General features: G+C 74.0%; 10 protein-coding genes and 1 pseudogene. 9 read left to right on the top strand and 2 right to left on the bottom strand.

The window, feature by feature from the left end; genetic code table 11:
- Nucleotides 1–303: 303 nt before the first annotated feature.
- From glnII to AB0L29_RS17670, 6 genes and pseudogenes are all read left to right on the top strand, one after another.
- Nucleotides 304–1,335 (top strand): glutamine synthetase, encoded by a 1,032-nt coding sequence (gene glnII, locus AB0L29_RS17695; protein ID WP_365828065.1) that lies wholly within the window; start codon nt 304–306, stop codon nt 1,333–1,335.
- Nucleotides 1,336–1,891: 556 nt separating this feature from the next.
- Nucleotides 1,892–2,476, top strand: coding sequence for a winged helix-turn-helix domain-containing protein (locus AB0L29_RS17690; RefSeq protein ID WP_365828063.1), 585 nt, complete (start codon nt 1,892–1,894; stop codon nt 2,474–2,476).
- A 132-nt stretch (nt 2,477–2,608) separates the two neighbouring features.
- Nucleotides 2,609–3,634, top strand: coding sequence for an NAD-dependent epimerase/dehydratase family protein (locus tag AB0L29_RS17685; RefSeq protein ID WP_365828061.1), 1,026 nt, complete (start codon nt 2,609–2,611; stop codon nt 3,632–3,634).
- Between the two features lie 53 nt (nt 3,635–3,687).
- Nucleotides 3,688–4,953, top strand: coding sequence for a sensor domain-containing protein (locus AB0L29_RS17680; protein ID WP_365828059.1), 1,266 nt, complete (start codon nt 3,688–3,690; stop codon nt 4,951–4,953).
- Nucleotides 4,938–5,590: pseudogene (locus AB0L29_RS17675) on the top strand (response regulator transcription factor). The gene AB0L29_RS17680 and the pseudogene AB0L29_RS17675 overlap by 16 nt, the downstream one beginning before the upstream one ends.
- A 203-nt stretch (nt 5,591–5,793) precedes the next feature.
- On the top strand, nt 5,794–7,332 hold the full coding sequence (locus tag AB0L29_RS17670; RefSeq protein WP_365828057.1) for a DUF1996 domain-containing protein: 1,539 nt from the start codon (nt 5,794–5,796) through the stop codon (nt 7,330–7,332).
- Nucleotides 7,333–7,421: 89 nt separating this feature from the next.
- Here the strand turns inward: AB0L29_RS17670 and AB0L29_RS17665 are convergent, their stop codons facing one another.
- Entirely contained in the window at nt 7,422–7,871 is a 450-nt protein-coding gene (locus tag AB0L29_RS17665; RefSeq protein ID WP_365828055.1) for a hypothetical protein, read from the bottom strand.
- A gap of 137 nt (nt 7,872–8,008) precedes the next feature.
- Here AB0L29_RS17665 and AB0L29_RS17660 point away from each other — a divergent pair, with 137 nt between their 5' ends.
- From AB0L29_RS17660 to AB0L29_RS17650, 3 genes are all read left to right on the top strand, one after another.
- Entirely contained in the window at nt 8,009–8,518 is a 510-nt protein-coding gene (locus AB0L29_RS17660) for a tetratricopeptide repeat protein (RefSeq protein ID WP_365828053.1), read from the top strand.
- Nucleotides 8,519–8,566: 48 nt separating this feature from the next.
- Nucleotides 8,567–10,528 carry a hypothetical protein gene (locus tag AB0L29_RS17655; RefSeq protein WP_365828051.1) on the top strand — a complete coding sequence of 654 codons (1,962 nt, stop codon included), beginning with the start codon at nt 8,567–8,569 and terminating at the stop codon, nt 10,526–10,528.
- Between the two features lie 145 nt (nt 10,529–10,673).
- Nucleotides 10,674–11,363 (top strand): TetR/AcrR family transcriptional regulator, encoded by a 690-nt coding sequence (locus AB0L29_RS17650; RefSeq protein WP_365828049.1) that lies wholly within the window; start codon nt 10,674–10,676, stop codon nt 11,361–11,363.
- A 40-nt stretch (nt 11,364–11,403) separates the two neighbouring features.
- Here AB0L29_RS17650 and AB0L29_RS17645 read toward each other — a convergent pair whose 3' ends face one another.
- Complete coding sequence (locus tag AB0L29_RS17645) at nt 11,404–11,760, bottom strand: 5-carboxymethyl-2-hydroxymuconate Delta-isomerase (protein ID WP_365828047.1); 357 nt, start codon at nt 11,758–11,760, stop codon at nt 11,404–11,406.
- Nucleotides 11,761–11,797 lie beyond the last annotated feature (37 nt).

Here is an 11,797-nt window from a genome sequence, read left to right as displayed (position 1 = left end):
CGGCACCGGGCCGACGCACTGCTCGCCACCGTGGTGGAGGAGCACGGGGACTGGTGACGGTAGGCCGAGGAGTACGAGCCCCACACCCCTTACGCCGGCCCGCCGGGCGCCGTCCGTGCCGCTCTCCGCGCCGCCGGGGCCCTCACATGGTGAGCCGCACCACGGAACCACCAGGTAACACGGGGTTCACATCCGGGCAATGGACGGGAAATCGCCTGTTGACAGGCTGCCGGGCATCACCGCGGCGCCCCGGTGCCGCAGCGCCCGCGAGTGCGCCCAGACCCACCCCGAAGGATGTGGCCCGTGACCTTCAAGGCTGAGTACATCTGGATCGACGGCACCGAGCCGACGGCCAAGCTGCGTTCGAAGACGAAGATCGTCGCGGGCGCCCCCGCCGGTACGGACGCGCTGCCGATCTGGGGCTTCGACGGGTCCTCCACCAACCAGGCCGAGGGCCACGCCTCGGACTGCGTGCTCAAGCCGGTCTTCTCCTGCCCGGACCCGATCCGCGGCGGCGACGACGTACTGGTGCTGTGCGAGGTCCTCAACACGGACATGACCCCGCACTCCACCAACACGCGCGCCGCGCTGGCCGAGGTCGCCGAGAGGTTCGCCGCCCAGGAGCCGGTCTTCGGCATCGAGCAGGAGTACACCTTCTTCAAGGACGGCTACCCGCTCGGCTTCCCCAAGGGCGGCTTCCCGGCCCCGCAGGGCGGCTACTACTGCGGCGTCGGCTCCGACGAGATCTTCGGCCGTGACGTGGTCGAGGCGCACCTGGACAACTGCCTGAAGGCGGGCCTGGGCCTGTCCGGCATCAACGCCGAGGTCATGCCCGGCCAGTGGGAGTTCCAGGTCGGCCCGCTGTCCCCGCTGGAGGTCTCCGACCAGCTGTGGGTGGCCCGCTGGCTGCTGTACCGCACGGCCGAGGACTTCGGCATCGCCGCCACCCTCGACCCCAAGCCGGTCAAGGGGGACTGGAACGGCGCCGGCGCGCACACCAACTTCTCCACCAAGGCGATGCGCGAGGGCTACGACGCGATCATCACCGCCTGCGAGGCGCTCGGCGAGGGCTCCAAGCCGCTCGACCACGTCAAGAACTACGGCGCCGGCATCGACGACCGCCTGACCGGCCTGCACGAGACCGCCCCGTGGGACAAGTTCTCCTACGGCGTCTCCGACCGCGGCGCCTCGGTCCGCATCCCCTGGCAGGTCGAGAAGGACGGCAAGGGCTACATCGAGGACCGCCGCCCGAACGCCAACGTCGACCCGTACGTCGTGACCCGTCTCCTCGTCGACACCTGCTGCGCGGCGCTGGAGAAGGCCGGCCAGGTCTGACCCGGCCGACGGCTCCGCGCAGGGGGCGCCCACCAGGACGGTGGGCGCCCCCTGGCGTGCCGACGGGGCGTGCCGGGCGGGCAGGGGCCAGGGGCAGAGGGCCGGCGGGGACGGCTTCTCCCGGACGGGCCTCCCCGGGGACCCGGCCGGCCGCCCGCCCAGTGGGACGGGGATCCGGCCCGGAGGTCTCCCCCGCCCCGCCGGACCGGCGAGAACGCCTGGTGGGACGAGTGGCTCGACGCCCTCCGCACGCCATGGAAGTGTCCAAGCAGTGAGAGAAGGGTCCTCCGGACGGCGGCTGTCTGCTTCAATGGGGCCATGGCCAGCTTCCGGAAGTACGCAGCGACGGGTCGCCATGACCTCGAGCCCTTCTGGCCTTCCCGTCAGCACCACGACTTCGACCGGGTGTGTTGCCGCGCGATGAACGCGCCGGCCTTCTGAAGCCGTCACCCCCGGCCTTCGGCCAGCGCGAACCGCGTACGTCCCCGGCGGACCCGATCACGAACTCGGGCCCGCCCCTTCCGACGAACCTCTCGCGCGAAAGAGCTGACCTCTCATGGCGACCACTCGTTCCCTGTCCACCGCCACCCTGAGCACCGCGTCCTCCACCAGCCCCCGGCACCGGCTGCGAGCCGTCGACCGGGACGAGGTCGTGTCCGTCGCGGACCTGCTCCCGCCGGGCGCCACCTGGCTGCCCGCGCCGCAGCACGCCCTGCCCGCGCTGCCGGGGCAGCCGCCGATGATCGGCTACCTGCTGCTGGTCCCTGCCGACCAGCAGCCGCCGTTCCCGGTGGCCCTGCCGGACCGGGCCCGGGCCACCGGCACCGAGCCCGGCACCGGAGCCGGCGATCCGCTGATCCGCATCGACACCGCGCAGCGCACCGCCGAGGTGGACGGACGCGAACTCGACCTCACCTACCTGGAGTTCGAGCTGCTCGCCCACCTCGTCGCCCACCCCGGCCGGGTGCACACCCGCGACCAGCTGGTCGGCACGGTGTGGGGCTACGGCCACGTCGGCGACGGCCGCACCGTCGACGTCCACGTCGCGCGCCTGCGCCGCAAGCTGGGCGCGGAGCACCGCGGCACGATCCAGACGGTGCGGCGGGTCGGCTACAAGTACGTTCCCCCGGCCGGGCGCTGACCGCCCGGCCCGCCCGCGCCGCGGAGCCCGCCCGCGCCGCGGGGCCGGTCCGGCCGCCGGGCCGCGCGGCGGCCCTCTGCCGACGGCAGACACCGGTTCCCTTCCGCCGCCCGGGCGGGCAGGGTCGACGGCATGAGGCTTCTGACGCTGGGCGGGACGGAGTTCGCAGGGCGGGCCGTCGTGGAGGCGGCCCTCGGGCGCGGCTGGGACGTGACCGTCTTCCACCGGGGACGGCACGAACCGCCTCCCGGGGCGCGGTCGCTGCACGGCGACCGCACCGCCCCCGACGGCCTGGCCGCCCTCGCCGGGGACCCGGGCGAGTGGGACGTCGTCGTCGACACCTGGTCGGCGGCGCCCCGCGCGGTGCGGGACGCGGCGCGGCTGCTGCGGGGCCGCGCACGGCGTTACGTCTACGTGTCGAGCTGCTCGGTGTACGCGTGGGCGCCGCCCGCCGGGTACACCGAGGACGCGGCCGTGGTGGAGGGCGCCTCGCCGGACGCGGGCCCGGCCGGGTACGCGCGGGACAAGCGCGGCGGTGAGCTGGCCGCCGTCGACGCCTTCGGCGCCGAACGGTCGGTACTGGCCCGGGCCGGGCTGATCATCGGGCCGTACGAGAACGTCGGCCGGCTGCCGTGGTGGCTGACCCGGATGGCCCGCGGCGGCCCGGTGCTGGCTCCGGGGCCGCGCGACCTGCCCCTGCAGTACGTCGACGTCCGCGACCTCGCCGAGTGGCTCCTCGGGGCGGCGGAGCAGGAGCTGAGCGGCCCGTACAACCTGATGAGCCCGCGGGGGCACACCACGATGGGCGAACTGCTCCACGCCTGCGCGCGGGTCACCGGCGGTGCGGCCCGACTGCGGTGGACCGCGCCCGAGGTGATCCTGGAGGCGGGCATCGAGCCGTGGACCCAGCTGCCGGTGTGGGTGCCGCCCGGCAGCGACCTGCACGACGCCCTGCACGGCGCCGACGTCTCCCGGGCCGTCGCGGCGGGCCTGCGCTGCCGGCCCGTCGAGGAGACCGTGGCGGACACCTGGCGCTGGCTGCGGGAGATCGGCGGCACGGCGCCCCAGCGCCCCGACCGGACGCTCAAGGGACTCGACCCGGACGTGGAGGCGAGGGTGCTCGCGGCGGCCGGGGGTGTATCTGGTACCACCCCCTGACCGGGGCCCTCGGCCCAGTGCGCCCCCGCCGCCCGCTCGGTCAGACTGACGCCATGACCATCGACTCGAAGAACGGCGGCATGCGGGCGAAGTGGCGGGGCATGGTCCTGGCCGCGGTACGGGGGCTGGCGCTGGCGCTGATCGCCCTGCCGGGATCGGTGCTGTTCTTCACGCTGTCCGTCCTGTCCCTCGCGTTCATCCCCCTCGGGGCCGGCCTCGTCACGACCCCGTACGTGCTGACGGGGGTGCGGACGTTCGCGCACTGGCGGCGGGTGCTCGCGGCGGAGTGGGGCGGGGTGCGGATCCCGCCCGCCTACCGGCCGCTGCCCCAGGACGCCAACCCCTGGGCGCGCACCTTCGGGATGCTGCGCGACCCGGCGACCTGGCGGGACCTGCGGTGGCTGCCGGTGGACATGACGGCCGGCTTCCTCACCGCGCTGCTGCCGGCCGTGCTGCTGCTGTACCCGCTGGAGGGGTTCGCGATCGCGGCCGGGCTGTGGCGGGTCCTGCCCGACGGGTACTGGTACGGCTTCGTCCCGGTCACCGGGCAGGCGTCCGCGCTGGGCGCCGCCGCGCTGGGCGCCGTCCTGCTGTTCTTCGCCCACTTCCTCGCCCCGCGCATGCTGCAGGCGCACTTCCACCTCACCCGGGCCGTGCTCGCCCCGAACCAGCGGGAGCTGGCCGAGCGGGTGCGGGTGCTCACCGAGACCCGGCGGGACGCGGTCGACACCTCCGCCGCCGAGCTGCGGCGCATCGAGCGGGACCTGCACGACGGCGCGCAGGCGCGGCTGATCGCGGTGGGCATGGACCTGGGAACCAGCGAGGCGCTGCTCGACAAGGACCCGGACAAGGCGAGGGAGCTGATCGCGCAGGCCCGCGCGTCCTCGGTCGAGGCCCTGGCCGAGCTGCGCGAACTGGTGCGCGGCATCCACCCGCCGGTCCTGGCCGAACGCGGACTGGGCGACGCCGTACGGGCGCTGGCGCTGCGGCTGCCGGTGGCGACCGAGGTGAACGTGGACCTGCCCGGGCGGGCGGAGGCGCCCGTGGAGTCGGCCGCGTACTTCGCCGTCAGCGAGGTCCTCACCAACGCCGTGAAGCACGCGGACGCCGAGCGGATCTGGGTGGACCTGCACCACGCCGAGGGCATGCTGCGCGCGACCGTCACCGACAACGGCAGGGGAGGTGCGGTGATCGGGGCCGGCTCCGGACTGGCCGGAGTCGAACGGCGACTGGGTACATTCGACGGCGTCCTGGCCGTCAGCAGCCCCGCGGGCGGCCCCACCATGGTCACCATGGAGACCCCTTGCGCGTTGTCCTAGCCGAAGACCTCTTCCTGCTGCGCGACGGCCTGGTCCGGCTTCTGCAGGCCCACGACTTCGAGATCGCCGCGGCCGTCGAGTCCGGGCCGGACCTGGCCCGGACTCGACGGCCGCGCTGGAGCCGGACGTCGCCGTGGTCGGCGTCCGGCTGCCTCCCCCGCACACCGACCAGGGTCTGCAGTGCGCGCTTCAGGCCCGCCAGAAGCGGTCCGGGCTGCCGGTGCCGGTGCTCTCCCAGCACGTGGAGCAGCTGTACGCGCGCGAGCTGCTCGCCGACGGCAGCGGCAAAGTGGGCTACCTGCTGAAGGACCGGGTGTTCGACGCGGAGCAGTTCGTGGACGCCGTACGGCGGGTCGCGGCGGGCGGTACGGTGATGGACCCGCAGGTCATCCAGCAGCTGCTGAGCCGGCGGGCGGCCGACCGGCCGCTCGGGCGGCTCACGCCCCGGGAGCAGGAGGTGCTGGAGCTGATGGCGCAGGGCCGGTCCAACGCGGCGATCGCCGCCAAGCTCGTCGTCACCGAACGGGCGATCGCGAAGCACACCGCGGACATCTTCGCCGAACTCGGCCTGGAGGTCTCGGACGACGACAACCGGCGCGTGCTGGCGGTTCTCACGTATCTCGACCACGGCCGGTGAAAACGGGCCCGTCCGTTCACGACTGGTGGGGGACCGGCAACTCCCGGTGTTCCAGGGATTGTTGAGAGCACGGTGTCCGCACGAACTTCTCGGCAATTTCCGGGACGGCTGAACACCCGTGGGGCGCCCTGCGTATGGGAGGGAGCCGCTTCACTCCTGTCGGGCGCCTCGCTGCCCCCGAAAAAGGAAGTCAGAGGAGTTCCATGGGACGCAACACAAGAAAACGCCGTACGCCGCTGGCCACCAAGGCCGTAGCCGCATCGGCGGCCCTAGCGCTCGGTGGGGGCGGGCTGATCTGGGCGAATTTCTACGCCTCGGCACACGAGAGCAACTCGGCGCAGAGCCGGACCAAGGCGGCGACGGCGGGGCGGATCGCCACGATCCAGTGCCCGGACGTCGGCCAGAAGCTGCGCAAGGTGCCGAGGAAGGCCCGCGCCAACGTCGCCAGGGAACTGGCGCTGCTGGACCGGCAGATCACCGAGGCGTACGCCCGGCTGGCGTCCACGCGCCGGGCGCAGACCGGTGACCCGGCCTTCGTCCAGAACTCGATCCTCGGCCCGCTGAAGTCCAAGCGCACCGCGGCCCTCGACCGGATCGGGATCAACATCCGGCGCGTCGGGGGAACCGCGCCGGGTGACCTGGGCCGGTTCGCCAGGTGCAAGGGCGTTCCCGTCGAGCAGCCGCAGACCAACGACGGCGGGGGCGGCGGCCAGAACGGCGGCGGCCAGGACCAGAACGGCGGCCAGGACCAGAACGGCGGCGGTCAGAACGGCGGCCAGGACAACGGCCAGAACCAGGGCAACGGCGGCCAGGGCGGCAACGGGCCGGTCGCCGCGGACTTCATCGACATCAACGACGTCCAGCCCAACTCCCGCAACCTGCCGAACGGTCTGGCCGCGAACGGGGACACCGGCTCGACGGGCAGCTTCACCACGAACTGCGGCACCAACGGCAACGACAACCACAACACGGACAACGTGATCGTCGCCCCCGGTGTCACCAACGGCGCCCACCACCTGCACGACTACGTCGGCAACCAGAACAACGACGCCTTCGCGAGCGACGAGGACCTGGCGGCCGCCGAGACCTCCTGCCAGAACCAGGGCGACAAGTCGTCGTACTTCTGGCCGGTGCTGCGCGTGCAGGACGGTACGCAGGACTTCGACCAGAACAACGCCGGCGGCGGCACCGAGGGCAACGTCGGCAAGATCCTGGAGCCCGCCGAGGCCCAGCTGAAGTTCGTCGGCAACAGGACGAGCGACGTCGTCGCCATGCCGAGGGCGCTGCGCATCATCACCGGTGACGCCAAGTCCTTCACCAACGGCCTCGCGAACGCCAACACCTCCTGGAGCTGCACCGGCTTCGAGGACCGTCAGGTCACGGACAAGTACCCGCTGTGCCCCGAGGGCAGCCAGGTGGTGCGCACGTCGAACTTCCAGAGCTGCTGGGACGGCCAGAACATCGACAGCGCCAACCACCGCACGCACGTGGCCTTCGTCCAGCCGGACGGCAGCTGCCCGAACGGCTTCCAGGCCATCCCCCAGCTGCAGGTCCGCCTGGTCTACGACGTTCCGGCCCCGGTCGTCGAGAACGGACAGGTGCGCAACCCGTACGCGGTGGACTCCTTCCCCGAGCAGCTGCACAAGCCGATCACCGACCACAACGACTTCATCAACTTCTTCGAGGAGGACGTGATGAACGAGATGGTCGAGTGCATCAACTCCGGCCAGGACTGCCAGTAACCGGCCACACCGAAAGCCGGCGGCGGGAGATCCCGCCGCCGGCTTTCCCGTGCCGCCGGGCCGTTCCCCTCCGGCCGGCCTCGTTCCGGTCAGCCGTCGTGGTGGCCGGAGTGCGTCTGCTCCCCGCCCCCGCCGCCCGCCGAGTGACCGGAGTGGTCGGTCCCGGTCTCCATGTCGCCGCCGAGCGTGCCGCGCAGCGCCTCGACCGTCCGCTCCTCGCCGACGGCGACCCACTTGCGGCCGACCAGGTAGAAACCGCCGTAGTCCTTGGCCTGGTCGAGCCACTCGCGCTGGCCGCGGTCGGTGGAGAAAGTGGCGAGGATGTACTTCTGCGCGCCCTTCCTGCAGATGGCCTGGCGGATCGTGTCGGCGTCCGTCTGCATGTCGGGCTCGCACTTCACCTCGGCGGCCAGGTGCTCCAGGCTGCCGGTCGCCGTCTCGGGCACGGCGGCCTCGTGCTTCCCGCCGGATCCGCAGCCCGCCAGCGCGAGCACCGCCACCACGCCGGTCAGCGCGAGCATCGGTCGGGTCACCCTCATCTGCTGTTCCTCCGGTCCTTCGGCGCCATGCCGCACGGAGCCCCGGCCGGGGGCCCCGGTCTTCGATACGGCTGCGGGGCGCGGAGCGCTCAAAAATACCGGCGCGGGGGCGGGCACGCCTGTGCGAGGGTGTCCCGGTGAACCAGGATTGGGAAGACCGGGTGGCCGCGGCCTGGATCGCGTTCGACGACCACCCCGGACAGGACGCGGCCCGGTTCCGCGCGGTGATCGACGCGCTCGTCGCCGAGCTGCCCGACGACAGCCCCCTCGGCCCGTTCGAGCGGGCCTGCGCGTGGGACTCCACGGGCCGCTCGGACAAGGCGGTGCCGCTGTACCGGGAGGCGCTGGCGCGCGGGCTGAGCGGTTACCGGGCGCGCCGCGCGAAGATCCAGATGGCCAGCTCCCTGCGGAACACCGGGCGGCCGGAGGAGGGCGTCGAGCTGCTGACGCCCGAACTGGACGCCGAACCGGACGAGCTGGACGACGCCGTGCGCGCGACCCTCGCGCTGTGCCTGTCCAGCCTGGGCCGCGACCGCGAGGGCCTGTCGCTCGCCCTGGGCGCCCTCGCCCGCCATCTGCCGCGCTACCGGCGGTCGATGGCGGCCTACGCGCGGCTGCTGGTGGAACCGGAGCAGCCGCGGAGCTGACGCCGCGCGGTCAGGTGACCATCCCCCGATTCGCTCGTTCTGCTGAACGTGCAGTCACACGATGTCGCCCAGCGCCCCGCACCCTCCTCCCCCGCCGGCCCGGTCGTCGACGTCGGACAGGCCGAGGCCGCGCTCGTCGAGCACTATCCGCGCCTGGCCCGGCTCGCCTACCTGGTGCTGCCGCCGGGCCTGGGCCGGGGCAGGCGGGTGATGACCGCGCACGCCCTCACCCAGCGGGCCCTGCCCCGGGGCCGCACCCCCGCGCCCGTGATCCCCGCCCAGCACGGGGGTCCGCCCGGCGGGAGCGGGGCCGAGGAGGCGGTGGACGGCCGCGACACCGACCCCGGCTACGCCCTGGTCCGCCTGCAGGTGGTGCGGGCGGCGCTGGAGGCGGGCCTGCCGCTCAGGCGCCGGGCCCGGCCCCGGCGGGCCCAGCTGCCGCCGCTGCTGCCCCAGGTGTGGGGCCTGCGCCTGTTCCCGGGCTCGGGCGGCGCCGACGAACTCGCCCTCGGCCAGCGGCTGTCCGCCCTGTCCGCCCCGGGCCGCGCCGCCTACGTGCTGCGCGGCCTGGAACGGCTCCCGGACGACGACGTGCGCAAGGTGCTCACGGCCGCGGGCGTCCCCGACGTGGGCGCCGCGCTGCGCGAGGCCGACGAGGTGCCCGCCCGGTACGCGCTGCTGGACTCCCCCGAGTTCGACCCCTGCTCGCTGCAGGCCCGCCCCACCGACCTGATGCGGCGCCGCCGGCACACCAAGGCCGCGCTGGCCGCCGGGACGGCCCTCCTCGCGTGCGGCGCGCTGCTCGCGCTGCCCGGCGGGGGCTGGGGCCCCGACGGCGCCGCCGCTCCCCCGTACGCGCAGAACCCGGCCGCCCGGGCGGCCCTGGACCCGGGCAGGCTGACCCGGGTCTCCCCCGCCGCGTGGCGGACCGCCGCGCGCACCGACTTCTCGGTGTGGCCGGCGCGCGGCGGCCTGACCGGCGACACGGCCCTGCTGCGCCGCGCCCTGGCCGTGTGGGCCCGCCCCGGCCGGACCGTGAAGGTGTCGGCGACGCCGGGCACCCCGTCCGGCGGTCCGGCCGGCCCGCCCCAGCTGCTGTACGCCGGGGTCGTCGACAACGCGCGCGTGGTGATCCTCCACGACGGTCTGCGCATCGCCCGGTACGCCGAGCCCAGGGACGGCACGCAGGGCGCCGCCCTGGACTTCGCGCGGGTCGACGGCGCCGCCGGGGCCGAGGCGAGCGCGGTGGTCCTGGGCCGGGCGGACGGCAACGTCCGCTACCTGACGGCTCCCTGGGTGCGCCGGGCGAGCGAGCGGGACCTGCTCGAGCCGGGCTCCGGGGCGATGGACCTGACCCTGACCGACGGCGTGACCTCGCCGCTGGCCAGCTCGGCGCTGCGGACCGGCGCGTGCACCTCGTGGAACGCGCTCCAGCTGACCGACGGAGCCGGCACGCGGCTGCTGACCGACCTCGGCGAGCTGGTCCCGGCCCGGCTGACCGCCGGGCGGCCCGGCTCCGCCGGTGACGTCTCGGGCGCCCGGGCGCTGCGCACCTGGGCGCCGTACGCCTGCTCGCTGAGCGCGGTGCGCGGTGCGGGGGTACGGAGCGTGAACGCCTGGCGGTTCGCCGAGCAGCCGCTGCCGGATGCGAGCGGGGCGGCCACCTGGGTGTGCACGCGCGCGGAGACCTGGCGCGGCACCGGGGCGCGGGCGCTGGCGCAGTTCCACACACCGGGCGGGACGTACGGGGCGGTGGCGGCCAGGGCCGAGGACGTCCCGGCGTGCGGGGCGCGTGATCCGCACGTGCTGGCCGGGGTGCTGTGGAAGTCGGAGGCCGGCACCTGGTACCTGCTGGCCGCCGGCGACCGGGACACGGCCTCGGTGAGCGCGACCGGCGGGGCCGGCGGCTTCGCGCGGGGCAACCTGCTGGCCGTGCGGGCCGAACAGGGGGCGCGGGCCGAGCTCAGGGGGACCCTGGAGGACGGGCGGTCGATCAGCGGACTGCGCTAGGCCCTGCCGACGGGCCGGCGGGCCGGCGTACGGGGGTTCCGGCCGCTCCGCCGTGACGGTCCGGAGCCGGGCAGGTGGCGGGGCGCGCGAACATCCTGGTCGGTCAGGCCCGTTCAAGGCCGAATTTGATCGGTAAGGTGTTCGTATGACTACCGGGGTACGCCGCAGAATGGGAGTGGAGGAGCGGCGGCAGCAGTTGATCGGCGTCGCCCTCGAACTGTTCAGCCGCCGCTCGCCCGACGAGGTTTCCATCGACGAGATAGCGTCGGCCGCGGGCATCTCGCGCCCACTGGTCTACCACTACTTCCCCGGCAAACTCAGCTTGTACGAGGCGGCGTTGAAGCGTGCCTCGGACGATCTGGCGGCCCGGTTCGTGGAGCCGCGCGAGGGTCCGCTGGGGGCGCGGCTGCTGCGCGTGATGGGCCGGTTCTTCGACTTCGTCGATGAGCACGGCCCCGGCTTCTCGGCCCTCATGCGCGGCGGCCCGGCGGTCGGCTCGTCCACGACGAACGCGCTCATCGACTCCGTGCGGCAGGCCGCGTATGTCCAGATCCTTTCGCACCTGGGCGTGACCGATCCGCCCGCCCGGCTGGAACTGGTCGTCCGCTCCTGGATCTCGCTGGCCGAGTCGACGGCGCTGATCTGGCTGGACGGCCGGCGCATTCCGCGCGCCGAGCTGGAGAGGCAGCTCGTGCACGACTTCGCCGCGCTGGCCGCGGTCAGCGCCGCCTACGACGAGGAGACGGGCGCCCTGCTGCGCCGCCTGTTCCAGGACGAACCGGCCGGCGGCCCGTTCAGCGACCTGGCCGGCCGGTTGACGGCACTGGCGTCCTAGGCGGTGTCGTCACATTCCCGCCTGCTCGTGGTGACAGGGCCTAGAAGTCGGCCTTGCGGTACGACGGGTCGAGCTCGCGCACCTCGGCGGAGGCGTGCAGGGCGAGGCCCCCGGCGGGCTTCACGTACTGCCGCAGCAGCTCCAGCACGGCTTCGGTGAGCCGGGCCTTGGTCTCCTCGGTGCGCCCGGCGAGCAGACCGATGTGGACGTGCACGACGGCGTGCCCCTCGGTGTCCGGGCCGACCGCGGTGTCCTCGGTCCGGCGGAACTGCGTCTTGCACGCCGGGGGCTTCGCGGCCGCGATGTCGACCACGGCGGTGTGCAGCGCCCGGGCGAACCCCGGCCGGTCGAAGCCCTCCGCGAGCCGCTCGGAGTAGTCGACGGTGATCTGCGGCATGAGCCCTCCTGTTCCCGGTCAGCAGGGCTCACCCTAA

This window comes from Streptomyces sp. NPDC052701, from assembly GCF_040678355.1.
GTDB lineage: Bacteria > Actinomycetota > Actinomycetes > Streptomycetales > Streptomycetaceae > Streptomyces.
The sequence above is the reverse complement of the archived record's forward strand: the minus strand, read 5'-3'. Positions and strand labels throughout refer to the sequence as shown.

What these genes read in the sequence shown, in the direction of transcription:
- AB0L29_RS17685 (WP_365828061.1), top strand. Translation starts at nt 2,609, where the DNA reads ATGAGGCTTCTGACGCTGGGCGGGACGGAGTTCGCAGGGCGGGCCGTC.
- AB0L29_RS17690 (WP_365828063.1), top strand. Translation starts at nt 1,892, where the DNA reads ATGGCGACCACTCGTTCCCTGTCCACCGCCACCCTGAGCACCGCGTCC.
- AB0L29_RS17650 (WP_365828049.1), top strand. Translation starts at nt 10,674, where the DNA reads ATGACTACCGGGGTACGCCGCAGAATGGGAGTGGAGGAGCGGCGGCAG.
- AB0L29_RS17645 (WP_365828047.1), bottom strand. Translation starts at nt 11,760, where the DNA reads ATGCCGCAGATCACCGTCGACTACTCCGAGCGGCTCGCGGAGGGCTTC.
- AB0L29_RS17665 (WP_365828055.1), bottom strand. Translation starts at nt 7,871, where the DNA reads ATGAGGGTGACCCGACCGATGCTCGCGCTGACCGGCGTGGTGGCGGTG.
- AB0L29_RS17670 (WP_365828057.1), top strand. Translation starts at nt 5,794, where the DNA reads ATGGGACGCAACACAAGAAAACGCCGTACGCCGCTGGCCACCAAGGCC.
- AB0L29_RS17680 (WP_365828059.1), top strand. Translation starts at nt 3,688, where the DNA reads ATGACCATCGACTCGAAGAACGGCGGCATGCGGGCGAAGTGGCGGGGC.